This window comes from Streptomyces sp. NPDC015130 (assembly GCF_043080005.1).
Lineage (GTDB): Bacteria > Actinomycetota > Actinomycetes > Streptomycetales > Streptomycetaceae > Streptomyces.
Map to the genome: position 1 here is coordinate 173,955 of NZ_JBIBVC010000012.1, position 23,878 is coordinate 197,832.

21 protein-coding genes and 1 pseudogene are annotated in these 23,878 nt (G+C 73.0%); 11 read left to right on the forward strand and 11 right to left on the reverse strand.

Annotated elements, in window-relative coordinates; genetic code table 11:
- The first annotated feature begins 24 nt into the window (after window positions 1-24).
- The 3 genes and pseudogenes from ACF08F_RS24990 to ACF08F_RS25000 all read left to right on the forward strand — a co-directional run.
- Window positions 25-1,800, forward strand: coding sequence for a hypothetical protein (locus ACF08F_RS24990; protein WP_392300768.1), 1,776 nt, complete (start codon window positions 25-27; stop codon window positions 1,798-1,800).
- Window positions 1,801-2,125: 325 nt separating this feature from the next.
- Window positions 2,126-2,773 (forward strand): class F sortase, encoded by a 648-nt coding sequence (locus ACF08F_RS24995; RefSeq protein WP_392300769.1) that lies wholly within the window; start codon window positions 2,126-2,128, stop codon window positions 2,771-2,773.
- A 238-nt stretch (window positions 2,774-3,011) separates the two neighbouring features.
- A pseudogene (locus ACF08F_RS25000) lies at window positions 3,012-3,641 on the forward strand (PH domain-containing protein); the annotation flags it as partial.
- A 126-nt stretch (window positions 3,642-3,767) separates the two neighbouring features.
- Here the strand turns inward: ACF08F_RS25000 and ACF08F_RS25005 are convergent.
- From ACF08F_RS25005 to ACF08F_RS25015, 3 genes are all read right to left on the reverse strand, one after another.
- A complete protein-coding gene (locus ACF08F_RS25005; RefSeq protein WP_392300770.1) occupies window positions 3,768-5,420 on the reverse strand; it encodes a phospho-sugar mutase in 1,653 nt (550 codons plus the stop codon).
- Between the two features lie 325 nt (window positions 5,421-5,745).
- Window positions 5,746-6,549 carry a purine-nucleoside phosphorylase gene (locus tag ACF08F_RS25010; protein ID WP_392300771.1) on the reverse strand — a complete coding sequence of 268 codons (804 nt, stop codon included), beginning with the start codon at window positions 6,547-6,549 and terminating at the stop codon, window positions 5,746-5,748.
- A gap of 201 nt (window positions 6,550-6,750) precedes the next feature.
- Window positions 6,751-7,188, reverse strand: a complete 438-nt coding sequence (locus tag ACF08F_RS25015) for a gamma-glutamylcyclotransferase (RefSeq protein ID WP_056641657.1) — start codon at window positions 7,186-7,188, stop codon at window positions 6,751-6,753.
- A gap of 203 nt (window positions 7,189-7,391) precedes the next feature.
- Between ACF08F_RS25015 and ACF08F_RS25020 the strand changes: the two genes are divergently transcribed.
- Both ACF08F_RS25020 and ACF08F_RS25025 read left to right on the forward strand, forming a co-directional pair.
- Window positions 7,392-8,831: an NAD(P)H-quinone dehydrogenase gene (locus ACF08F_RS25020; protein ID WP_141300264.1), complete on the forward strand. Its 1,440-nt coding sequence runs from the start codon at window positions 7,392-7,394 to the stop codon at window positions 8,829-8,831.
- Between the two features lie 237 nt (window positions 8,832-9,068).
- A complete protein-coding gene (locus tag ACF08F_RS25025; protein WP_150274435.1) occupies window positions 9,069-9,998 on the forward strand; it encodes a DeoR/GlpR family DNA-binding transcription regulator in 930 nt (309 codons plus the stop codon).
- A gap of 76 nt (window positions 9,999-10,074) precedes the next feature.
- Here ACF08F_RS25025 and ACF08F_RS25030 read toward each other — a convergent pair whose 3' ends face one another.
- Together ACF08F_RS25030 and ACF08F_RS25035 are read right to left on the reverse strand one after the other, a co-directional pair.
- Window positions 10,075-10,620 (reverse strand): TetR/AcrR family transcriptional regulator, encoded by a 546-nt coding sequence (locus ACF08F_RS25030; protein ID WP_392300772.1) that lies wholly within the window; start codon window positions 10,618-10,620, stop codon window positions 10,075-10,077.
- 77 nt (window positions 10,621-10,697) lie between these two features.
- On the reverse strand, window positions 10,698-12,452 hold the full coding sequence (locus ACF08F_RS25035; protein ID WP_392300773.1) for an acetyl/propionyl/methylcrotonyl-CoA carboxylase subunit alpha: 1,755 nt from the start codon (window positions 12,450-12,452) through the stop codon (window positions 10,698-10,700).
- 375 nt (window positions 12,453-12,827) lie between these two features.
- On the opposite strand from ACF08F_RS25035, the gene ACF08F_RS25040 reads away from it, so the two are divergent.
- Complete coding sequence (locus tag ACF08F_RS25040) at window positions 12,828-13,262, forward strand: hypothetical protein (protein ID WP_392300774.1); 435 nt, start codon at window positions 12,828-12,830, stop codon at window positions 13,260-13,262.
- Window positions 13,263-13,452: 190 nt separating this feature from the next.
- On the opposite strand, the gene ACF08F_RS25045 is transcribed toward ACF08F_RS25040, so the two are convergent.
- From ACF08F_RS25045 to ACF08F_RS25055, 3 genes are all read right to left on the reverse strand, one after another.
- Window positions 13,453-14,058, reverse strand: a complete 606-nt coding sequence (locus tag ACF08F_RS25045; RefSeq protein WP_392300775.1) for a Maf family protein — start codon at window positions 14,056-14,058, stop codon at window positions 13,453-13,455.
- 59 nt (window positions 14,059-14,117) lie between these two features.
- Window positions 14,118-14,246: a morphogenic membrane protein MmpB gene (gene mmpB / locus ACF08F_RS25050; protein ID WP_392300776.1), complete on the reverse strand. Its 129-nt coding sequence runs from the start codon at window positions 14,244-14,246 to the stop codon at window positions 14,118-14,120.
- A gap of 138 nt (window positions 14,247-14,384) precedes the next feature.
- A complete protein-coding gene (locus ACF08F_RS25055) occupies window positions 14,385-15,020 on the reverse strand; it encodes a TetR/AcrR family transcriptional regulator (RefSeq protein WP_392300777.1) in 636 nt (211 codons plus the stop codon).
- A gap of 70 nt (window positions 15,021-15,090) precedes the next feature.
- On the opposite strand from ACF08F_RS25055, the gene ACF08F_RS25060 reads away from it, so the two are divergent.
- Entirely contained in the window at window positions 15,091-16,485 is a 1,395-nt protein-coding gene (locus ACF08F_RS25060) for an MFS transporter (RefSeq protein ID WP_392300778.1), read from the forward strand.
- A 122-nt stretch (window positions 16,486-16,607) separates the two neighbouring features.
- Here the strand turns inward: ACF08F_RS25060 and ACF08F_RS25065 are convergent, their stop codons facing one another.
- On the reverse strand, window positions 16,608-16,820 hold the full coding sequence (locus ACF08F_RS25065; RefSeq protein WP_189513575.1) for an acyl-CoA carboxylase subunit epsilon: 213 nt from the start codon (window positions 16,818-16,820) through the stop codon (window positions 16,608-16,610).
- Window positions 16,821-16,847: 27 nt separating this feature from the next.
- Window positions 16,848-18,440 carry an acyl-CoA carboxylase subunit beta gene (locus tag ACF08F_RS25070; RefSeq protein WP_392300779.1) on the reverse strand — a complete coding sequence of 531 codons (1,593 nt, stop codon included), beginning with the start codon at window positions 18,438-18,440 and terminating at the stop codon, window positions 16,848-16,850.
- A 134-nt stretch (window positions 18,441-18,574) separates the two neighbouring features.
- Here ACF08F_RS25070 and ACF08F_RS25075 point away from each other — a divergent pair, with 134 nt between their 5' ends.
- From ACF08F_RS25075 to ACF08F_RS25090, 4 genes are all read left to right on the forward strand, one after another.
- Window positions 18,575-19,426: a biotin--[acetyl-CoA-carboxylase] ligase gene (locus ACF08F_RS25075; protein ID WP_392300780.1), complete on the forward strand. Its 852-nt coding sequence runs from the start codon at window positions 18,575-18,577 to the stop codon at window positions 19,424-19,426.
- 157 nt (window positions 19,427-19,583) lie between these two features.
- Window positions 19,584-20,750: an adenylate/guanylate cyclase domain-containing protein gene (locus ACF08F_RS25080; RefSeq protein ID WP_392300781.1), complete on the forward strand. Its 1,167-nt coding sequence runs from the start codon at window positions 19,584-19,586 to the stop codon at window positions 20,748-20,750.
- Window positions 20,751-20,814: 64 nt separating this feature from the next.
- Window positions 20,815-21,603 carry an enoyl-CoA hydratase/isomerase family protein gene (locus ACF08F_RS25085; protein WP_392300782.1) on the forward strand — a complete coding sequence of 263 codons (789 nt, stop codon included), beginning with the start codon at window positions 20,815-20,817 and terminating at the stop codon, window positions 21,601-21,603.
- An 89-nt stretch (window positions 21,604-21,692) separates the two neighbouring features.
- The gene (locus ACF08F_RS25090) at window positions 21,693-22,820 is read left to right on the forward strand and encodes a diguanylate cyclase domain-containing protein (RefSeq protein ID WP_392300783.1); all 1,128 of its coding nucleotides are present in this window, start codon (window positions 21,693-21,695) and stop codon (window positions 22,818-22,820) included.
- Here the strand turns inward: ACF08F_RS25090 and ACF08F_RS25095 are convergent.
- Window positions 22,808-23,761 (reverse strand): hypothetical protein, encoded by a 954-nt coding sequence (locus ACF08F_RS25095; RefSeq protein ID WP_392300784.1) that lies wholly within the window; start codon window positions 23,759-23,761, stop codon window positions 22,808-22,810. The two genes, ACF08F_RS25090 and ACF08F_RS25095, sit on opposite strands and share 13 nt — an antisense overlap.
- Window positions 23,762-23,878: the final 117 nt, after the last annotated feature.

Consider the following 23,878-nt stretch of genomic DNA (forward strand, 5'->3'; position numbering starts at 1 on the left):
ATCACCTGAATCACAGGAGTCGTTATGCGCACCGCCCTTCGCACCGCCGTCGCCACCGCCCTCGTCGCGGGTGTCGCGATCACCACCCCGGCCCTCGCGGCCGGTGCCGCTTTCGCCGCCGACGGCCCGGCGGCCGTGAAGCCCGCCGCGCCCGCCGCGCCTTCCGCTCCGACTGCTGCCGCCCAGACCGAACAGGCTGCCGACCCGGCCAAGACGCCGGCCAAGACTCCGGCCGGGACCCAGACCAAGACCCCGGCCACCGCCCCGACCAAGACCCCGGCCGGGACGGTCCAGGACGAGGCCACGACCACGACCGCCCCGGTCCGCACGGTCCAGCTCGCGGGCGGGCTGTCGGCCAAGGTGTACGCGAAGGGTGACCAGCACCCGTACTACACCGCCACCGTCATCCGGGGCGGCGTGACGCTCGGCGAGCTGAAGGCCGGCGCCGGCTACGGCGGGAAGGACACCAAGGTCTTCGTCGGGTACGCGGTGACCCTCGACTTCGAGGGCAAGGTGACCGCGGTCGCCGTCGACGCCGCGAACGGCACCCTCGTCCGCACGGTCCAGCTCGCGGGCGGGCTGTCGGCCAAGGTGTACGCGAAGGGTGACCAGCACCCGTACTACACCGCCACCGTGATCAAGGGCGGCGTGACGCTCGGCGAGCTGAAGGCCGGTGCCGGTTACGGCGGGGAGGACACCAAGGTCTTCGCCGGATACTCCGTGACCCTGACCTTCGAGGGCCAGGTGACCGCGAGCGCCGCCACGGGCGAGACCCCGCAGGGCACCCTCGTCCGCACCAAGACCCTCGCCGGCGGCACGGTCGCCAAGATCTACAAGGTCGCCGACGGCCACCACCGCGCCGAGCTCTTCCAGCAGGGCAAGCGCGTCGGCACGCTCGACGCCGACCACTGGTCGGTCGCCGCCAACAACAACGGCGCCTTCTTCGTCCTCAACTCCGACGGCTCCAGCTACGACTGGGTCGGCAACTACCTCCCGGGCGCCAAGCCCGGCCAGTACAAGCTGGCCAACGGCGTCCACGTGGAGCTCGTGAAGAAGGACGGCCGCTACGGCCTCCAGGAGATGCGCTGGGGCATCGGCACCGGCGTCTCCTACCTGAAGGGAGACCGCCAGGTCTACCAGTTCACCGGCGGCGGCCTCGTCGTCCTGGAGCGGGACGGCGGCCTCGCCGCCTACATCCCCGGCGCCGCGAAGCAGTCCGCCCCGATGCCGTACACCCGTGACGACGCCTGCACCAGCTACACCGAGGTCGGCATCGGCGCGGGCACCAAGGCCGAGCTCACCATGAGCCCGAACGGCCCGACCGCCACCCTCCGCGACATCGGCAGCGACGAGCAGGTCTACACGACGCTCGACCGCAAGCACCCCTCGCTGCCGAAGAGCGCCGGCATCGTCGCGCGCATCGACAACCCCTTCAGCGCCAAGCCGACCCTCTACACCAAGGTCGAGGGCGGCACGGCCAAGGGCGGTACGCACGCCTTCCCGACGATGCCGAAGGGCTGCAAGCTCAACCCGGTCAAGGGCACCAGCACCCCCGTCACCGGCACCACCGGCACCACCGGCACCACTGGCAACACCGGCACCACTGGCAACACCGGCACCACGGTCAACACCGGTGGTCAGACCTCCGTCGTCCCGCGCGGCGGTGTCGCGGCCGGCGCCGAACTCGGCACCGAGGGCGACTCCACGGCCCTGCTCGCCGCGGGCGCCGGGGCCTCGCTCGCCGCCGCCGGTCTGGGCTTCGTCGTCCTGCGCCGCCGGAACGCCGCGTCCCGCGCCTGATCCGTCCGGTCCGATCCGTCCGGTCCGATCCGTCCGGCGTGATCCGCCGGCCCGGTCCGCCGGCCCGGTCCGGCGGCCCGGCCCCTCGGCCCGGTCCGTCGGCCCGTCCGACAGGTGCCTCGCTCCACCGGCACCTGGCTCCACCGGTACCTCACCCCACCCCACCGGTACCTCGTCCCACCGGTTCCCGGCCCTTTGACCCGAGCGGGAACAACACCCCACCCCCGGCCGGTCGCCGCGTTCCCGCGCGGCGGCCGGCCGGACCCTTCGCCTCCCTGGCCGTCCGCCCCGCCCCGTCCGCCTGTCCGCCTGTCCGGAGTCCGCCGTGAACCGCCGCCCCCGCCGTGCCCGTACCGCACCCCTCCTCCTCGTGGCCGCCCTCACCGCCCTCGCCGGCTGCTCGGCCGGGCCGACGACGCCGCCCGCCACCCCGCCCGCGCGGATCTCCGAGGCCACGGCCGCGCCCGCGCCCACCGAGAGCGCCGCACCCGTCCGTGCGCTCGGCCGCTCCCTGCCCGTCCGGGTCCAGCTCCCCGCCGCCGGGGTCGACACCGGCGCCGACGGCGCCGTCCTGGAGCTGGGGCTCGCCGCCGACGGAACCGTCGAGGTGCCCTCGGTCGAGGACGCCGACCGCATCGGCTGGTACGACAAGGGCGTCACGCCCGGCGAGACCGGCCCCGCCGTCCTCATCGGCCACTTCGACACGGCCCGCGGCCCCGCCGTCCTGAAGAACGTCTCGCGGGTCCGCGTCGGCGACGAGATCGCCGTGACCCGGGCGGACGGCCGGGTCGCCGTCTTCCGCGTCCGGGAGCTGGAACAGGTCGACAAGAAGGCCTTCCCCACGGCCAAGGTCTACGGCGACACCACGCGCCCCGAGCTGCGCATCGTCACGTGCGGCGGCGAGCTGGTCGACGGCCACCGGCCCGACAACATCATTCTGTACGCGGATCTCGTGGCCACGCGGGCCGCCTGAGCCCCCACGGGCCCGCTGAGGCACAATCGGCGGCATGACGACCCCGGAGCCGACCCCCGAGCCGACCCCTGAGCCGACCCCCGGGTCGACGCCCGAGCCGACCCCCGAGGCGAGCGGCGAGCCGACCCCCGGGCCGACCCCTGAGCCGACCCCCGAGGCCGGTGACAGGCCGAAGCGCGCGGCGAGCGGGAAGCCGAGGCCCGAGGCGGGCCGGAAGCCGAAGCCCGCCGCACCCGCCTCCGCCGACCCGGCCGCCGAGCCGCAGTACGCCGACCGCGTCTTCCGCTCGCCCCTCGGCATCGCCAGCGGTGTGTTCCTCACGCTGCTCGCGTGCCTCTTCGCCGGCGACGCGCTGATCCGCGGCGAGGGCCGGACCCCCTGGATCGCGCTCGCCGGGATCGTCCTCGCCGTCCCGATGATCGTGGCCTTCACGATCCGGCCCGCCGTGTACGCCAACGACAACCGGCTCCGGATCCGCAACCCGTTCCGGTCGATCGTCCTGCCCTGGGCCTCGGTCGCCGACATCCGCGCCGGGTACTCCAGCGAGGTCTTCACCCAGGACGGCACCAAGTACCAGCTGTGGGCCGTCCCCGTCTCGCTGCGGCAGCGGAAGAAGGCGGCCCGGCGCGCCGCCCGCTCCTCGCAGGACGACCCCCACGGCCGTACCTCCGTCACCGCCGACGTACGGGACAGCGCGTCCCGGACCGCGCCCAGCGACCAGACCGTCGCCGATCTGCGCGAGCTCGCCGAGCGCCGGGCCGGAGCCCCCGGCTCGCAGGGCGAGCCGCAGGTGCGCTGGGCGTACGAGATCATCGCCCCCGCGGTCGCCGGGCTGCTGCTCCTCGTGATCCTGCTCGCGACGGGCTGACGGGTCGACGGGCCGACGGGCTGACGGGCCACGGGCCCGGTCAAGGTCCCGGGATCGACGAGAGGGCCGGTGCGGAATCGCTTCCGCACCGGCCCTCTCCCGTCTGCCGGACCGACGGCCCCGGGGTCAGAGCCCCGCGGCCGCGCTCAGGTCCCGCTTGATCGCGACCAGCACCTCGTGGGCCGTGGTCCGCGCCGGGGCCAGGTCGACCGCCGCGGCGACCGGGACGACGACCTCCAGGTAGCACTTGAGCTTGGGCTCGGTGCCGCTCGGACGGACGATCACCCGGGCCTTGTAGGCGCCCTCCAGGTGGTAGCGCAGCCCGTCCGTCGGCGGGAGGGACTCCGTGCCCTTCGTCAGGTCCTCCGCCGAGACGACGGTCAGACCGGCGAGGGAGACCGGCGGGCGCTCGCGCAGCGCCGTCATCGCGTTCGCGATGACGCTCAGGTCCTCGACCCGCACCGACAGCTGGTCGGTGGCGTGCAGCCCGTGGGCCACGGCCAGGTCGTCGAGCAGGTCCAGGAGGGTCCGGTCCTGCTCCTTGAGGACCGAGGCCAGCTCGGCGACGAGCAGCGCGGCCGTGATGCCGTCCTTGTCGCGGACGCCCTCCGGGTCGACGCAGTAGCCGAGGGCCTCCTCGTAGCCGTACCGCAGGCCGTCGACACGGGCGATCCACTTGAAGCCGGTCAGCGTCTCCTCGTAGCCCACCCCGGCGGCCTCGGCGATCCGGCCGAGCAGCGAGGACGACACGATCGACTCGGCGAACACGCCCGTCGCGCCCTTGTGCACCAGGTGCGCGGCGAGCAGCGCGCCCACCTCGTCGCCGCGGAGCATCCGCCAGCCGCCCTCGACGGCGGCGTCCGGCACGGCGACCGCGCAGCGGTCCGCGTCGGGGTCGTTGGCGATGACGATGTCGGGGTCCACGGCACGCGCCGCCTCGAAGGCGAGGTCCATGGCACCCGGCTCCTCCGGGTTCGGGAAGGCGACCGTCGGGAACGCCGGGTCGGGCTCCGCCTGGGCGGCGACGAGCGCGGGCGGCGGGAAGCCGGCGCGGGCGAAGGCCGCCGTCAGGACGTCCTTGCCGACGCCGTGCATGGCCGTGTAGACGGTCCGTACGCCCCGGGGGGAGCCGGGGGTCAGGACGGCGTCCGTACGGGCCAGGTAGGCCTCCAGGACCTCGTCGCCGAGGGTCTCCCAGCCGGACTCCGGGCGGGGCACGTCGTGCAGCGAGCGGACCGCGTCGATCTCGGCGGCGATCTCCGCGTCGGCTGGCGGCACGATCTGCGAGCCGTCGCCCAGGTAGACCTTGTAGCCGTTGTCGCGGGGCGGGTTGTGGCTCGCGGTCACCTCGACGCCGGCGACGGCGCCCAGATGCCTTATGGCGTACGCGAGGACGGGCGTCGGCAGCGGACGGGGGAGGACCGCGGCGCGCAGGCCGGCGCCGGTCATGACGGCGGCGGTGTCGCGGGCGAAGTCGGCCGACTTGTAGCGGGCGTCGTAGCCGACCACGACGAGGCCGCCCTCCTGGCCCTTGGCCTTGAGGTACGCCGCCAGGCCGGCGGCGGCGCGGATGACGACCGAGCGGTTCATCCGCATGGGCCCGGCGCCGAGCTCGCCGCGGAGGCCGGCGGTGCCGAACTGGAGGGTGCCGGCGAAGCGGGCGGCGAGTTCGTCGGTGGCACCGGCCTCGATGAGCTTCGCGAGCTCCTCGCGGGTCTCCGGGTCGGGGTCCTCGGCGAGCCAGGCCTGGGCCCGGGTGAGGAGGTCGTCCTGCGTCACGGTGTGCCTTTCGGGGAGTGCGGGCGGGAGGGGCGCGGTGGGGTGCGGGGCGTGGGCCGCTGCGCGGAGCCTTCCCCCACCCCGCCCCTTCCCGAAACTGGGGGCAGGCCCCCAGCCCCCCGTACGGCCTGCGGCCGTGCCCTCAAACGCCGGGCGGGCTGAGTTTCCGCCGGGCGGAGATCTCAGCCCGCTGGGGGTCCCCCGCGCCGCCAGGCGTAGGGGAGTTCGAGGCGCGGGGGTCCGGGGCGGAGCCCCGGTTTCGGGAAGGGGCGGGGTGGGGGAGAAGCCCCGCGCAGCGGCCCTCCCCTTCCCCTGAGCCGGAGGCTCAGATGCGGTCGAGCACCCGGGTGAGCAGCTCACCCATCCGCGCGGCCGAGTCGCGGCCCGCCTGGAGGACCTCCTCGTGGTTCAGCGGCTCGCCCGAGAGGCCCGCCGCCAGGTTGGTGACGAGGGAGATGCCCAGGACCTCGGCGCCGGCCTCGCGCGCGGCGATGGCCTCCAGGACCGTGGACATGCCGACGAGGTCGCCGCCCATGACGCGGACCATGTTGATCTCGGCCGGGGTCTCGTAGTGCGGGCCGGGGAACTGGACGTAGACGCCCTCCTCCAGGGTCTCGTCGACCTCCTTGCACAGCGCGCGCAGCCGCGGCGAGTACAGGTCGGTGAGGTCCACGAAGTTCGCGCCGACGATCGGGGAGGCGGCCGTCAGGTTGATGTGGTCGCTGATCAGGACCGGCTGGCCGGGGCGCATGCCCTCGCGGAGGCCGCCGCAGCCGTTGGTCAGGACGATCGTCTTGCAGCCGGCGGCGACGGCGGTGCGGACGCCGTGGGCGACGGAGGCGACGCCCCGGCCCTCGTAGAAGTGGGTGCGGCCGAGGAAGACCAGCGCGCGCTTCTCACCGATCTTGTACGAGCGGACCTTGCCGCCGTGGCCCTCGACGGCCGGCGCCGGGAAGCCGGGGAGCTCGGTCACCGGGAACTCGGCCTCGGGGGCGCCGAGCGCGTCGACGGCGGGTGCCCAGCCGGAGCCCATGACCAGGGCGACGTCGTGGTTGTCGACGCCGGTCAGCTCGCGCAGACGGGCGGCAGCGGCCTCGGCGGCCTCGTACGGGGTGGCAGTTGCGTTCACTGACTCTCTCGCCTCGGGGAGGGGAGTCCGAGGGGAGCCCCGGACGGATTTGTTACCCGCAGAAGCCTAGCCGGAGAATGCCTACGCGCGTAGATGACGATGCTGACGGACATGCGATCGTTGTCTTGTCGTTTCCGACGAAAGGGACGCGGGGGGCCTCGCCGCCGGCCGTCGGGCGTTCGCACATTCCCCGTCCGTGCCTCAGCAGGGACGCTTGCGCAACTCCATCACGTAGTCGTGCGGCGCGCCCGCCGACTCGGCCGCGTCCGCGACCTCGCCCAGGTACCGCGCGGACGGCAGCCCGCCCTCGTAGCCGTTGAGGACGTACACCCAGGCCGGCTCCTCGCCGTCGAGCGTGTCCACCCGGACCCGCATCCGCCGGTAGATGTCCAGGCCGACGCCCTCCCACCGGTCCATGGAGTCCTCGTCCATCGGAGCGATGTCGTACAGCGCCACGAAGACCTGCGAGCGGGGGGCCTCCACGATCGTGGCCAGCGCGCCCTCCCACCCCATCTGCTCGCCGCCGAAGGTGAGCCGCCAGCCGTTCAGCCAGCCGGTGCCGCGCAGCGGGGAGTGCGGTGCGCGGCGGCTCATCAGCCGCGCGTCGAGGTTGCCGGCGAAAGCGGCGTAGAGCGACATGGCACCGAGGGTACGGGAGCGGGCGGGCTGTACGGCGGACTCCGCCGTACGGGCGGGCGCGCGCGTACGGAGCCCCGGCGCGAGACCACGCCGGGCGTGCGGGAGAATGGGGTACGCACTTGAAGCGTGCGGGACAATGGCGTACGCACTGCACCCCAGCGGGGGGATCCCCCGGCAGAACGAGACGCGAGGCGTAGATCCCAGTGACCCGGATCGTGATCATCGGTGGCGGACCCGGCGGATACGAGGCGGCCCTGGTGGGCGCCCAACTCGGCGCGGAGGTGACCGTCGTCGACTGCGACGGCCTCGGCGGCGCTTCCGTCCTGACCGACTGTGTTCCCTCCAAGACGCTGATCGCCACGGCGGAGGTGATGACCACCTTCGACTCCTCCTACGAGGAGCTCGGCATCATCGTCGCGGACGACACCCCGCACGTGGAGCAGGCGGCCCGCGTCGTGGGCGTGGACCTCGGCAAGGTCAACCGGCGGGTGAAGCGCCTCGCGCTCGCCCAGTCGCACGACATCACCGCCTCCGTCACCCGGGCGGGCGCACGCGTGCTGCGCGGCCGCGGCCGGCTCTCCGGCCGGCAGGCCGTGGACGGCTCCCGCCAGGTGATCGTCACCGCCGCCGACGGCACGGAGGAGACGCTCACCGCGGACGCCGTGCTGATCGCGACCGGCGGCCACCCGCGCGAGGTCCCGGACGCCAAGCCGGACGGCGAGCGCATCCTCAACTGGACGCAGGTCTACGACCTCAAGGAGCTCCCCGAGGAGCTCATCGTGGTCGGCTCCGGCGTCACCGGCGCCGAGTTCGCCGGCGCCTACCAGGCGCTCGGCTCCCGGGTCACCCTGGTGTCCAGCCGCGACCGCGTGCTGCCCGGTGAGGACCCGGACGCCGCCGCCGTCCTGGAGGACGTCTTCCGCCGCCGCGGCATGAACGTCATGGCCCGCTCGCGCGCCGAGTCCGCCAAGCGGGTCGGCGACCGGGTGGAGGTCACCCTCGCGGACGGCCGCGTCATCTCCGGCACCCACTGCCTCATGGCCGTCGGCGCGATCCCGAACTCGGCCGGAATGGGCCTGGAGGAGGCCGGCGTCAAGCTGAAGGACTCCGGTCACATCTGGACCGACCGGGTCTCCCGTACGAGCGCCCCCGGCATCTACGCGGCCGGTGACGTCACCGGTGTCTTCGCGCTCGCCTCGGTCGCCGCCATGCAGGGCCGCATCGCGATGTACCACTTCCTCGGCGACGCGGTGACCCCGCTCAACCTGAAGACGGTCTCCTCCAACGTCTTCACCGACCCCGAGATCGCCACCGTCGGCTACACGCAGGCCGACGTGGACGCGGGCAAGATCGACGCCAAGGTCGTCAAGCTGCCGCTGCTGCGCAACCCGCGCGCGAAGATGCAGGGCATCCGGGACGGCTTCGTCAAGCTCTTCGCCCGTCCCGGCACCGGGATCGTGGTCGGCGGCTGTGTCGTCGCCCCGAGGGCGAGCGAACTGATTCACCCCATCTCGATCGCGGTCGACAACAATCTGACGGTCGAACAGATCGCAAATGCTTTCACCGTGTACCCCTCCCTGTCGGGCTCGATCGCGGAAGTGGCACGGCAGTTGCACACCCGAAAGTCGGCGGGCGAGGCGTAGCACTTCGCGCCGGTACCGCTCCCGCCTGCGGGAACGGTTCGCCGACTCGGACAACCCCCGGCAAGCCGGGGCATAGACCTGGCGCAGAGCCGAACAACGACGGGGCCTCCCATACCACTTGGAGGCCCCGTCTGTGCGCATCTTCTGCAATTCGGCGCATAGTGCTGAAAAGTATCGGCCGCTCACGTTACTGTCAGTTTCGTGTTCGCTGCAGAACGTCGCCAGTTGATCCTCGAAATGGTGCGAGCCAATGGGGCCGTGTCGCTCCGCGAGCTCGCCCGCGTCGTCCAGACCTCGGAGGTGACCGTACGGAGGGACGTACGGGCACTTGAGGCAGAAGGACTCCTCGACCGCCGTCACGGCGGTGCGGTGTTGCCGGGCGGATTCACGCGAGAATCCGGCTTCCCGCAGAAATCCCATCTCGCCACGGCCGAGAAGACGGCCATCGCCGACGTCGCCGCGAGCCTCGTCGAAGAGGGCGAGGCCATCGTCGTCGGCGCCGGGACGACCACGCAGGAGCTGGCCCGCCGGCTCGCCCGCGTGCCCGGTCTGACCGTCGTCACCAACTCCCTGCTCGTCGCCCAGGCCCTGGCCCATGCCAACCGGGTCGAGGTCGTCATGACGGGAGGCACCCTGCGCGGCTCCAACTACGCCCTCGTGGGCAGCGGGGCCGAGCAGTCGCTCCAGGGGCTGCGGGTCTCCCGGGCCTTCCTCTCCGGGAGCGGGCTCACCGCCGAGCGCGGGCTCTCCACGTCCAACATGCTCTCCGCGAGCGTGGACCGGGCCCTCGTGCAGGCGGCGGCGGAGGTCGTGGTCCTCGCCGACCACACCAAGCTCGGAGCCGACACCATGTTCCAGACGGTGCCGACGGACGTGATCACCCGCCTGGTGACCGACGAGCCGCCGGCCCACGACGAGCGGGCCGCCTCCGAGCTCCAGGCCCTCGCCGACCAGGGCGTCCAGATCGCCGTCGCGGGTACGGGCACGGGGCCCGGCGCCACCGGCGGTGAGCAGCACCACCCCCCGGGCGTCCGGCCCCGCCGTGACATGCCGCTCCCCGTCCAGCGCGGACGGATGGCGGCGGGTCAGTTCCGCGGGCCCGGCGGGGGAATGGCGGCCGAGACGCTGGAACGCACGGCCCGGGTCGCGGACATGCGCCGCCGCTGAGACCGAAGTCCACGGCACCGCAGCACAGCACCGCGTCGCGAGGGACCCTCCCCCAGGGGTCCCACGGCCACGCACCTCAGCTCTTGAGTCCCCGCAGGGTCAGTGCCAGCAGGCGGTCCGCCAGCTCCGCGTCCTCCGGGCACTGCTCCGCCGCCAGCGCGATCGCGTTGGTGAGCTGCATCAGGTCGCCGATCGACACACCGGCCCGCACCTGACCCGCCTCCTGGGCGCGCCCGAGCAGGGTCTCGCCCGCGTCGCGCAGCGGCACGCTGCACGGGGCGAGCGCCGAACTCCGGTCGTACGAGGCGGACATCAGCGCGTGCGCGAGCCCCCGGTACTCGCCCGCGTGGGCGATCAGGGCCCGCAGCCACTCCACGAGCGCCCGGCACGGCTCGTCCGCCTCCGCCAGCTCGCGCGAGCGGTCCAGGAGCGCCGCCAGGGCCTCCTGGAAGACGGCGTTCAGCAGCTCGGCCCGGGCGGGGAAGTGGCGGTAGAGGGTGCCGATCCCCACGCCCGCGCGGCGGGCGATCTCCTCCAGCGGCGCGTCCGTGCCCTGTTCGGCGAAGACGGCCCTGGCCTCGGTGAGCAGCCGCTCGCGGTTGCGGCGTGCGTCGGCTCGCATGACGTGGGTCCTCCCCTCGACGGAAGGGCCCGCAGGCTGCTGCCTGCGGGCCCTTCACACCGTACGTGCCGCGACGGTCAGTCCTTGATGTCGCAGATGGTGGCGCCGGAGGTGACCGAGGCGCCGACCTCGGCGCTCAGGCCCTTGACGGTGCCGGAGCGGTGGGCGTTGAGCGGCTGCTCCATCTTCATGGCCTCCAGGACGACGATCAGGTCGCCCTCCTTGACCTCCTGGCCCTCCTCGACCGCGACCTTGACGATCGTGCCCTGCATCGGGGAGGCGAGGGTGTCGCCCGAGGCGGTCGGGCCGGACTTCTTCGCCGCCCGGCGCTTCGGCTTCGCGCCCGCCGCGAGCCCGGTGCGGGCCAGCGTCATGCCGAGCGAGGACGGCAGGGAGACCTCAAGGCGCTTGCCGCCAACCTCGACGACGATCGTCTCGCGGCCCGACTCGTCCTCGTCCGCGTCGGCACCGGCCGGCGCGTACGGCTTGATCTCGTTGACGAACTCGGTCTCGATCCACCGGGTGTGGATGCGGAACGGGTCCGCGGTGAACGCCGGGTCGACGACGACGGCCTGGTGGAACGGGATGGCCGTGGCCATGCCCTCCACCTTGAACTCGGCCAGGGCGCGGGCGGCGCGCTGCAGCGCCTGCTCGCGGGTCGCGCCGGTGACGATCAGCTTGGCGAGGAGCGAGTCCCAGGCCGGGCCGATCACGGAGCCGGACTCGACGCCCGCGTCCAGACGGACACCGGGGCCCGTGGGGGCGTCGAAGACGGTGACGGTGCCGGGGGCCGGCAGGAAGCCGCGGCCCGGGTCCTCGCCGTTGATGCGGAACTCGAAGGAGTGACCGCGGACCGCCGGGTCGCCGTAGCCGAGCTCCTCGCCGTCGGCGATCCGGAACATCTCGCGGACCAGGTCGATGCCGGTGACCTCCTCGGTGACCGGGTGTTCGACCTGGAGGCGGGTGTTGACCTCCAGGAAGGAGATCGTGCCGTCGAGGCCGACGAGGAACTCGACCGTGCCGGCGCCGACGTAGCCGGCCTCCTTGAGGATGGCCTTCGACGCCGCGTACAGCTCGGCGTTCTGCGCCTCCGTCAGGAACGGCGCGGGGGCCTCCTCGACGAGCTTCTGGTGGCGGCGCTGGAGCGAGCAGTCACGGGTCGAGACGACGACCACGTTGCCGTGCTTGTCGGCCAGGCACTGGGTCTCGACGTGCCGCGGCTTGTCGAGGTAGCGCTCGACGAAGCACTCGCCGCGGCCGAAGGCGGCGACGGCCTCGCGGACGGCGGAGTCGTAGAGCTCCGGGACCTCTTCGAGGGTGCGGGCGACCTTGAGGCCGCGGCCGCCGCCACCGAAGGCGGCCTTGATCGCGATCGGCAGGCCGTGCTCCTCGGCGAAGGCGACGACCTCGTCGGCGCCCGACACCGGGTCGGGGGTGCCGGCCACGAGGGGGGCGCCGGCGCGCTGCGCGATGTGACGCGCCGCCACCTTGTCGCCCAGGTCGCGGATCGCCTGCGGCGGCGGGCCGATCCAGATCAGGCCCGCGTCCAGGACGGCCTGAGCGAACTCGGCGTTCTCGGAAAGGAAGCCGTAACCGGGGTGGACGGCGTCCGCGCCCGAGTCCGCCGCGGCCTGCAACACCTTGGCCATGTCCAGATAGCTGGTCGCCGGGGTGTCACCGCCCAGAGCGAACGCCTCGTCAGCCGCCCGGACGTGCAGAGCGTCCCGGTCCGGATCGGCGTACACGGCCACGCTGCCGATACCGGCGTCCCGGCACGCCCGGGCCACACGGACAGCGATTTCGCCACGGTTGGCGATGAGCACCTTGCGCACGATGGCTCCCTCTCCTTGAAACAAGCTGAGTTTAGGGACTGCCGACACGGCCTTTCGACCCGTCCCCAGTGGTGAGCTTGCCCACACGGAGCGTGACCCCGGGCCTGCTCGGGTCGTGAATTCCCTTGTCGCACCACGGTACGCAGGGTTCCTTTACGGCACAGTAGCTCCGAGGTGTGGCGCAGGTCTCTGTTCGTGCGGCCAGTCGCCATTCGGGTTTCTTTGTCGGGTCTCTACGAATGGCCCGGTGATTCTTTGCCGGAGGGTCGGGCGCTGTCGTCCGTGTGCGAACTCTTGTCCGGGGGTTTACCGGCCAGTAGCCTTCGCGCAGTCGATCGTACTGTCGGTAACAGGCGAATCCAGGGGGTGGCCGAGGTGGCCCGCAGACCGATAGCCCTCGTGACGGCGGCGGTGCTCTTCCTCGAAGCGCCCGGCATCGTCGCGATCAACGGCATCATGGCGGGCTTCGTGGAGGCCCAGTCGATGTCCCTCGACGGCATGGACCCCGACGCGATGGTCGCCGGCACCTGGGGCCTCGGCATCGGCTCGGGCGTGGCGCTCGTCCTGTGCGGCCTCGTCGCCCTCCTCGCGGGCGTCCGCGACCGCCGCCCGGGCCGCGCGGGCCGGGGCCTCCTCATCGGCTGCGCGGTGGTGCACGGCATCCTCGGCGCGGTCGCGGTCGGCCTGCTCGGCTGGGGCGCGTTCGCCTTCCTCATGGCCGTCGTCGGACTCGTCGTCCTCACCCTGGTGGCGTACGGGAAGACGGAAGAGGCCGCCGGCGCCCCCGGGGAGGCACCGGCGGCCGTCTGAGGCACTAGGGCGTGTTGCGAAAGTAGCGCCGGCCGCCCGAAGGGCGGGCCCGGCGGCGTCTGGTGCGTGCGATCGCAAGGCGGAGGGTCGCCCCGATACTGGAGGTATCGGGGTGATCCCGACAACGCGGCGAGCGTGCGTGCCAGGCGCCGTCGGGCAGGCGGGACTTTCGCAACACGCCCTAGGGAGCTCAGCTCCAGAGGTCGGTGATCTCGACGTCCAGCTTGCGCAGCAGCGTGCGCAGCAGCGGCAGCGACAGGCCGATCACATTGCCCGGGTCGCCGTCGATGCCGTCGATGAACGGCGCCGAGCGCCCGTCCAGGGTGAACGCGCCCGCCACGTGCAGTGGTTCGCCGCTCGCCACGTACGCGGCGATCTCCGCGTCCGTCGGCTCGCCGAAGCGGACCACGGTGGAGGCCGTCGCCGACTCGTAGCGCTTCGCGGCCGTGTCGTACACGCAGTGGCCGGTCTGGAGGATGCCGACCCGGCCGCGCATGGACGTCCAGCGCGCGGTGGCCTCCGCCGCGTCGGCCGGCTTGCCGAGGGCCTGCCCGTCGAGCTCCAGGACCGAGTCGCAGCCGATGACGAGCGCGCCGAACACCTCGGGCCGGGCGGCCACATGGGCGGCCTTGGCCTCCGCGAGGGCGAGCGCGAGCTCGGACGGGGTCGGTGCCTGGACCTTGTCCTCGTCGACGCCGCTCACGATCACCTCGGGGGTGATGCCGGCCTGCCGGAGCAGCCCGAGCCGGGCGGGGGAGGCGGAGGCGAGGACGACGCGGCGCGGATCAGCAGTCATGGGGCCAGCGTAGTCAGTGCGGTGCGTCCGTTCGCGCCGAACCGGCGCCGCTCACCGGCTCATCGCGTGCCGACGACGAACATCGCCACCACCATCGCCAGTGCCAGGAGCACTCCGGTGCGGCTGAGCATCGCCTGCATGTCCCGCAGGAACTTCGGCGGCTGGTTCTTCGGGTCGGACCACAGCATGCTCCGATCCTCCGGGCGGGGCGCCCGGGGCGCCTGAGTACGGATACTCAAGCGCCCCTGTGACGAAGGACTATTCGCGTCGCCGGGCCCGCCCGGGGTCGCTCGGGCGCAGGTGGGGTCACCCGGCCCGCCCGGGGGCTACGCGCGGGCGAAGACCCCCGCGCGCGCCGCCGCGAGCGCAGCCTCCGCCGCCCGCCCGGCCACGTCCCCGGTGAGCTCCTCGTGGGTGACGGCGAAGCGGTAGTAGAGCGGCGCGGAGACGGCGCGGAGCAGCTCCACCGGGTCCGTGTCCGCGGGGATCTCGCCGCGCTCCACGCCCCTGGCGACGACCGGGGCCCATTCGGCGAGCCGGGTCCGGTAGAAGCCGGCGAGGGCGCGGGCGCACTCCTCGTCGCAGGCCGCGGCCGCGATGACCGCGCGGAAGACGGCGCCCATCCGGGGGTCGGTGAGGGTGTCCCGGACGAGTTCGGCGTTGGTCCGCAGGTCGCCCGCGAGGCCGCCGGTGTCGGCGGCGGGCAGGGACTGCTCCGCCATGTCGTGCAGGAGGTCGGTGACCAGGCCGACGGGGGAGCCCCAGCGGCGGTAGACGGTCGTCTTGCCGACGCCGGCGCTCGCGGCGACGCGGTCCATGTTCAGGGCGTGGAAGCCGGTCTCGGCGAGGGCGTCCCGGGTGGCGTCGAGGACGGCCCCGCGGACCTTCGCGGTGCGGCCGCCGGGGCGCAGGGTGCCGGGCGAGGCCGGTCGGCTCTCAGTCAAACGGGTCTCCTGTTCCATTAAGTCCATCGACTCTGCTACGGTACGGGACATCTTAACGGAACCAGCTTCCCATTAAGGGGTTGTACGCATGGTCGCCCTGGATCTCCCCACCCCCACCGAACGCGCCGAGGACCGGATGACCGGCCGGATGCGGCTCGTCCTCGTCGTGCTCCTCCTCGCCCAGTTCATGCTGGCCGTCGACTTCTCGATCCTGAACGTGGCCCTGCCCGTCATCGGTCAGGGACTCGGCTTCACCCTCGGCGGCCTCCAGTGGATCGCCACCGCCTTCGCCCTCGCCGCCGCCGGATTCACCCTCCTCTTCGGGCGCGTCGCCGACCTGATCGGCCGCCGCCGCCTCTTCCTCGGCGGCATGGCCCTCCTCGGCGTCTCCTCGCTCGTCGGCGGCCTCGCCACCGGCCCCGAGATGCTCATGGCCGCCCGGGTCGCCCAGGGCCTCGCCACCGCCGCCGTCACCCCCGCCGGGCTCTCCCTGCTCACCGCCTCCTTCCCGGAGGGCCCGCTGCGCGCCAAGGCCCTCGGCCTCAACGGCGCCCTCATGTCCGCGGGCTTCACCACCGGCGCGATCCTCGGCGGCGTCCTCACCGACCTGCTCTCCTGGCGCTGGGCGTTCTTCGTCAACGTGCCGGTCGCCCTCGCCGTCCTCCTCGTCGCCCCCGCCGTCCTGAGCGAGAGCCGCCCCGCCGTCCGCCCCCGCCTCGACGTCCCCGGCGCGGTCACCGTCACCGGCGGACTCCTGGCCCTCGTCTACGGCCTCACCGTCGCCGGCGAGCACGGCTGGACCGACCCCACCGCGCTCACCGCCCTCGCCGCCGGGGCCGCCCTCCTCGTCGCCTTCGTCCTCGTCGAACGGCGCGCCGCCTCACCGCTCGTCCCCGTCCACGTCCTGAAGCGCCGCACCGTCGTCTGGGGCAACCTCGCCGGGCTCGTCGCCTTCGTCACCGAGACCTCGCTGGTCTTCCTCATGACGCTGTACCTCCAGGACGTCCTGGGCTTCTCGCCGCTCGCCGCCGGCCTGTCCTTCGGCGTCCTCGGCGCCGGCACGATCCTCGGCGGCGTCCTCGCCTCCCGCTTCATCGGCCGCTTCGGCGCCCGCTCCGCCCTGATCGCCGGCGGCCTCCTCCAGGCCGCGGCCACCCTCGCCCTGTACGGGCTCGGCGACGACCGCGGCGGCCTCGGACTGCTGCTCGCCGCGACCTTCGCCGGCGGCGTCGGCAACATGCTCGCGATCGTCGGATTCATGGTCACCGCCACCTCGGGCATCCCCGACGGCGAGCAGGGCATGGCGACCGGCCTCGCGACCATGACCCAGCAGATCGGCATCACCATGGGCACGCCGATCATGAGCGCCGTCGTCGTCACCGCGCCCGTCCTCCTCGACGGCATCGGCCTCGCGGTCCTCGTCAACGCCGCGATCGTCGCCGCCGGAGCCGTACTCGCCGGCGTCTTCCTCCGCCGTACGTGAGCGCCCCTCACGGGGAGCACGAGGAGAAGACCACCCGAACGGCCCCGGGCGCACGAAGAGCCCGGGGCACGCGAAAGGCCGGACCCCCCGCACACGGGGTCCGGCCTTCCGGCATCCGACGGCTACACGGGCCAGTACGACCTGGCCCAGGCCCTGGGGCCCGGCCGGTGCCGTACCGCACGTGCGATCCGCGAGGGATCCGACCACCCTTCCGGTACGGCCGGGCCGCCGCCCTCGGCGGACGCCGCCGCCGTGGCCGCGGCCCGGGCCTGGACCACCGCCAGTGCGGCGGCCAGCTCCTCGGGCGTCGGATTTCCTCGTACGACCTTGATCACAACGGCTCCTCTATCGCTCGTACGCGGCTACAGCGGGATGTTGCCGTGCTTCTTCGGGGGAAGGGATTCCCGCTTCGTGCGGAGCTGACGCAGCCCCTTCACGATCTGCGGGCGGGTGTCCGAAGGCATGACCACACCGTCGATGTAGCCGCGCTCGGCCGCGATGTACGGGTTCAGCAGGGCGTCCTCGTACTCCTGCATCAGCCGCGCCCGCTCGGCATCCTGGTCCTCCGCCTCGGTGATCGTCCGGCGGTGCAGGATGTTGACCGCGCCCTGCGCGCCCATCACCGCGATCTGCGCGGTCGGCCACGCCAGGTTCAGGTCGGCGCCCAGGTGCTTGGAGCCCATGACGTCGTACGCGCCGCCGAAGGCCTTCCGGGTGATGACCGTGATCAGCGGGACGGTCGCCTCGGCGTACGCGTAGATCAGCTTCGCGCCGCGCCGGATGATGCCGCCGTACTCCTGGTCCACACCCGGCAGGAAGCCGGGGACGTCGACGAAGGTCAGCACCGGGATGTTGAAGGCGTCGCACGTCCGGACGAACCGCGCCGCCTTCTCCGAGGCGTTGATGTCGAGGCAGCCGGCGAACTGCATCGGCTGGTTGGCGACGACACCGACCGGGAAGCCCTCGACCCGGCCGAAGCCCGTCACGATGTTCGGCGCGAACAGCGCCTGCGTCTCCAGGAACTCGCCGTCGTCGAGGACGTGCTCGATGACCTTGTGCATGTCGTACGGCTGGTTGGCCGAGTCCGGGATCAGCGTGTCGAGCTCGCGGTCCTCGTCCGTCACCTCGGTCTCCGCGACCTCCGGGAAGGCCGGCGCCTCGGAGAGGTTGTTCGACGGCAGGTACGACAGGAGTGACTTCACGTACTCGATGGCGTCCTTCTCGTCCCCCGCCATGTGGTGGGCCACACCCGAGGTCGAGTTGTGCGTCCGGGCGCCGCCCAGCTCCTCGAAGCCCACGTCCTCGCCGGTCACCGTCTTGATGACGTCCGGTCCGGTGATGAACATGTGCGAGGTCTGGTCCACCATCACCGTGAAGTCGGTGATCGCGGGCGAGTACACCGCGCCGCCCGCGCACGGGCCGACGATCAGGGAGATCTGCGGGATCACCCCGGACGCGTGGGTGTTGCGGCGGAAGATCTCGCCGTACATGCCGAGCGCGCTCACACCCTCCTGGATGCGCGCGCCACCGGAGTCGTTGATGCCGATGACGGGGCAGCCCGTCTTCAGCGCGAAGTCCATCACCTTGATGATCTTCTGGCCGTACGTCTCGCCGAGCGCCCCGCCGAAGACCGTGAAGTCCTGCGAGAACACGGCCACCGGACGGCCGTCGACCGTGCCGTAGCCGGTGACGACACCGTCTCCGTACGGGCGGTTCTTCTCCAGACCGAAGTTGGTCGACCGGTGTCGGGCCAGCTCGTCCAGCTCGACGAAGGACCCTTCGTCGAGGAGCAGGGCGATCCGCTCGCGCGCGGTCAGCTTGCCCTTCGCGTGCTGCTTCTCCACCGCGCGCTCCGAGCCGGCGTGCGTGGCCTCGTCGATACGGCGCTTGAGGTCCGCGATCTTGCCCGCGGTCGTGTGAATGTCGATCTCGTACTGCTCTGCCGGCTCGGACATCGGGATGCGGCTCCCTGCCTGGTCACGGGGGGTTCGTTGACTACGAATGGGCTACTGCTGGCCTACTGACCCGTAGCGTATCGACGCCGATACGGTTCGGCACTGCGGTCTTTGCCACACCTACTCTGGCTTGCATGACGACCTCTCAAGGCTCCGACCGGCCCTGGTCCGACCTCGACCGGCCCCCGCTGAACGCCCCCGCCCTGCGCCGCGCGCTCGTACAGCCCGAGGCTCTGTGGACCTCGCTCGACGTGGTCACCACCACCGGATCCACCAACAGCGACCTCGCCGCCCGCGCCGACGAGCTGCCCGAAGGCGCGGTGCTCGTCGCCGAGGAGCAGACCTCCGGCCGCGGCCGCCTCGACCGCAGCTGGACGGCCCCCGCCCGCTCCGGAATCTTCCTCTCCGTCCTGCTCAAGCCGGACGTCCCCGTGCACCGCTGGGGCTGGCTCCCGCTGCTCACCGGCGTGGCCGCCGCGACAGGCCTCGCGAAGGCCGCCGGGACCGACATGTCCCTCAAGTGGCCGAACGACCTGCTGGTTTCCGTCGGCGACGAGGAGCGCAAGACCGGCGGCATCCTCGCCGAGCGCGCCGGCGAGGACGGCATCGTCGTCGGCCTCGGCATCAACGTCACCCTCCGCGAGGACGAGCTCCCCGTCCCGACGGCCGGCTCCCTCCTCCTGGCCGGCGCCGTCTCCACCGACCGCGACCCCCTCCTGCGGGCCGTCCTGCGCTCCCTGGAGCAGTGGTACGGCGACTGGGTACGGGCCGACGGCGATCCCGCCGCCTCCGGCCTCCAGGCGGCCTACGCGGCCGGCTGCGCGACCCTCGGCCGCCGCGTCCGGGCCGACCTGCCCGGCGAGCGGATGCTGGAGGGCGAGGCCGTCGCCCTGGACGGTGACGGACGGCTCGTCGTCGCCACGGAGGGCGGCGGCACGGAGGCCGTCGGCGCGGGCGACATCGTCCACCTGCGGACACCCGCCTGACGGCGCGCGAGGTGCGGGGACGGGCCGGACACCCGGCCGCGGGACGGAATGGCTCGCCGTTCAGGCGTGAGCCATTCCACACCTGCCGTATCGTGGAGCGCGATCCAGGCGACAGATCGGCAGGACAAGTGGGCAGGGAACGGGCAGGAGGCGGCCGGTGACCGTCGACGACGCGAACACGGGCGACGGCGCCGAGCCACCCGCGAACCCCACCCCCGAACCGCCCACGTACCCCACCCCGCACCACGAGGTCGACCACACGGCCGAGCCGAGCGACGACCCGCTCGCCATCCGGCTGGAACAGCTGATCCTCGGTGCCGACCGCCGCTACACGCCCTTCCAGGCCGCCCGCACCGCCGGCGTCTCCATGGAGCTCGCCTCCCGCTTCTGGCGTGCGATGGGCTTCGCCGACATCGGCCAGGCCAAGGCCCTCACCGAGGCCGACGTCCTCGCCCTGCGCCGCCTCGCCGGCCTCGTCGAGGCCGGACTGCTCAGCGAGCCCATGGCCGTCCAGGTCGCCCGCTCCACCGGCCAGACCACCGCCCGGCTCGCCGAGTGGCAGATCGACTCCTTCCTGGAGGGCCTCACCGAGCCGCCCGAGCCCGGCATGACCCGCACCGAGGTGACATACCCCCTCGTCGAGCTGCTCCTGCCCGAGCTGGAGGAGTTCCTGATCTACGTGTGGCGGCGGCAGCTCGCCGCCGCCACCGGCCGCGTGCTCGTGCAGGCCGCCGACGACGAGGAGATGGTCGACCGTCGGCTCGCCGTCGGCTTCGCGGACCTCGTCGGCTTCACCCGGCTCACCCGCCGCCTGGAGGAGGAGGAGCTCGGCGAGCTCGTCGAGGCCTTCGAGACGACCTGCGCCGACCTCGTCGCCGCACACGGCGGCCGGCTCATCAAGACCCTCGGCGACGAGGTCCTCTACTGCGCCGACGACCCCGGCACCGCCGCCGAGATCGCCCTCCGGCTCATCGAGACCCTCGGCCACGACGAGACGATGCCCGCCCTGCGCGTCGGCATCGCCTTCGGCACGGTGACCACCCGCATGGGCGACGTCTTCGGCACGACCGTGAACCTCGCCAGCCGCCTCACGTCGATAGCTCCGAAGGACGCCGTACTGGTCGACGGCGCGCTCGCGGCGGAGCTGTCCAGGGCCGGGGACGCGCCCGCCTCCGAGACGGAGGCCGCCGAGGAGGCGGCCCGCGCCGAGAAGGAGGGCCGCGAGGCGGCGCGCTACCGCTTCGCGCTCCAGCCCATGTGGCAGAGGCCGGTACGAGGCCTCGGTGTCGTCGAGCCCTGGCTCCTGACCCGTCGGCCGAATTAGGATCTCGGGTGAACGCCCGTTAACCGTCGTTAACGGGCCCGAGCGGGTCGGGAGGGTCTGCGGCATGTCCGAGCAGCGTTTTGGTGAGTTCGTGGTGGTCCGGAAGGACGGCCACGTGGCCGAACTGGTCCTCGACCGGCCCAAGGCCATGAACGCGGTCTCCTCCGAGATGGCCCGCTCCCTCGGCGCGGCCTGCGACGCGCTCGCCGCCGACGCCTCCGTCCGCGTCACCGTCCTCACCTCCTCGAACGACCGGGCCTTCTGCGTCGGCGCCGACCTCAAGGAGCGCAACTCCTTCACCGACGCCGAGCTCGTCCGCCAGCGCCCGACCGCCCGCGCCGCCTACACCGGCGTCCTCGAACTCCCGATGCCGACCGTCGCCGCCGTGCACGGCTTCGCCCTCGGCGGCGGCTTCGAGCTGGCCCTCGCCTGCGACGTGATCGTCGCCGACGCCACCGCCGTCGTCGGCCTCCCCGAGGTCTCCGTCGGCGTCATCCCCGGCGGCGGCGGTACGCAGCTCCTCCCGCGCCGGGTCGGCGCGGCGCGCGCCGCCGAGCTGGTCTTCACTGCGCGCCGCGTCGAGGCGGAGGAGGCCCGCGAGCTGGGTCTCGTCGACCTCCTGGCGGAGGACGCGCGCACGGGCGCCCTGGAGCTGGCCGGCCGTATCGCGGTCAACTCGCCGGTCGGCCTGCGCGCCGCGAAGAAGGCCATGCGGCTCGGCCAGGGCCTGGACCTGCGGGCCGGCCTGGAGGTCGAGGACGCGGCGTGGCGCTCGGTGGCGTTCTCGGGGGACCGGGCGGAGGGCGTGGCGGCGTTCAACGAGAAGCGGAAGCCGGCGTGGCCGGGGGAGTGACCTTCCCTGTTCATCCCTGTTTGTACTAAATGTCACTTACTGTGACGTCTCGCAGGGGAAAACGGGTCAAACCTCCCTAAGCTGGAGGAATGGGTGAGGACGTACGGCTGCGGGCCGTAGTGGCGCTGGCGCAGGGGATGGCGGCGGCGCACACTCCACGCGAGTTCTGGCGGGCGGCGGCGCTCGGTTCCTGCGACGGTCTCGACGGGACCTTCGCCGCACTCTCCGTCTGGGAGCGGGACCACGGCAGACTCAAGGTCCTGGTCAACGCCGGGGAGCGGGCCGTGGGCGAGGAGGAGTTCCCGGACTCGGAGACGTACCCGGTGCACCAGTTCCCCGAGATCACCGAGTTCCTCCACGAGCGGTGGGCGGGCGGCGGCGAGCCGGACGCCTGGGTGGAGACGGCCGACGACCGCGTCCCGACCGGCCGCGTCACGGGCCTGCGCAGGCGCGGCCGGGGCTGCTGCGTGGTCGCCCCGATCGTGCTGCACGGCCGGGCCTGGGGCGAGCTGTACGTGGCACGGCCACCGGCGGCGAAACCTTTCACCCGGGCGGACGCCGACTTCGCGACCGTTCTCGCGGCGGTCGTCGCGGCCGGCGTCGCCCAGGCGGAGCGCCTGGAGGAGGTCCGCAAGCTGGCCTTCACCGACCCGCTCACCGGGCTCGCCAACCGGCGGGCCGTCGACACCCGCCTGGACGAGGCCATCGAGCGCTACCGGGCCGACGGCTCCGTCGTGAGCCTCCTGGTCTGCGACCTGAACGGCCTCAAGCGCGTCAACGACACCCACGGCCACGCCGTCGGCGACCGGCTCCTCGAACGCTTCGGCTCGGTCCTCTCCCGCTGCGGGGCCCGGCTCCCCGGCGCGCTCGCGGCCCGCCTCGGCGGCGACGAGTTCTGCCTCCTCACGGTCGGCCCGACGGCGGACGAGGTCGTCGCGGTCGCCGAGGAGCTCTGCGGACGGGCGGCGGAGCTGGAGCTGGGCGAGGGCGTGGCCTGCGGGGTCGCGTCCACGGGCGACCCCATCGGTCCGCTCAGGTCGGCGCGCCGCCTCTTCCGGCTCGCGGACGCGGCCCAGTACCAGGCGAAGGCCGCGCGCTCGGCGAAGCCGGTGGTGGCGGGCCGGGACGGCACGGTCATCCGGCTGGCCGACGCCCCGCCGGGAGCCCGCGACCGCCGCCGCTTCCGCGACGCGCCCCCGCCGCCTCAGGAGCCCTGAGGGGGCACGGGGCCGGGGTCCGGTGGCGCGCAGTCCGGGCAGAGGACCTCGTCGGCGACGGGCCGGAAGAGCATGGGCTGGGTGTGTCCCCCGGCGCACTCCACGGTGCCTTCGAGACGCGCGGAGAGGCGCGGAGGCCCGTGCGGGGCCGGTGGCGGCGGGGTGAGGTGCGGCACGTCCCGCAGCAGGTACCGCACGAGCCCCCCTGGCCGCTGTACGGGAGTGCCGGAGCCGGGCAGGCCGCGCCGGATGTGCTCGTGGATGTCGGCGGAGGTGTGTCCGGCGGAGAGCCAGCGGGCGACGAGGAGGGCGAGTTCGTCGCGCATGCCGGGCGGGATGTGCCGGAGGGCGGGGGAGAGGAGGGGGAGGGAGCCGACGAGGGCGCGGGCTTCTTCAATGGGTTGGGGGTCGGGGTCGGGGCTGGGTGCCCGTTCTTCCTCCGGTTCCGGTTCCGGTTCCGGTTTCGGTTCCGGCGGACGGTTGGAGGTCTTTCCCTCGGGTGTTCTCTCTGGATGACCGTCGGTCGACGGGCCCGCCGGACGACCGACGGCCGGAGGGCGGGCACTCGGCGCCACCTGCGGATAGACCCGCTCGATGCCGGCGTGGGCGGGCATCCGGGCGAAGAGCTTTGCGGCTTCCTCGGGGCGTAACGGCGTGCTGGAGACGAGCTGTTGGGTGGCCCAGAGCCCGCCGGCCAGCTGGACCCGGCGCTCGTGCACGTACCCCTCGGCCTTGAGCTGCCGCTTGGCCGTGGCGAACGAAGTGGCCCCGATCCGGGCACGTTTGGCGGTCTCGGAGAGGGTTTCGCGGGCGTGGGCGGGGAGGGAGAGCTGCCAGGTCAGGAGGCGTGTCGCGTGGGAGTCGAGACGCGGATGCCGGATGAGGGCGTTGGTCAGCTGGGTGAAGTCGCGCGAGGGCGCGATAAAGTTGCGGTAGATCACGGGTGGACCTCTTTTCCACTGGTGGTTCAGGCCCTCGCGGACGGTTGCAGCCGTCGGCGGGGGCCGATTTGTTGCGAACGTACCGCACGGCATATGCCCGCGACGACACGCAGAGTG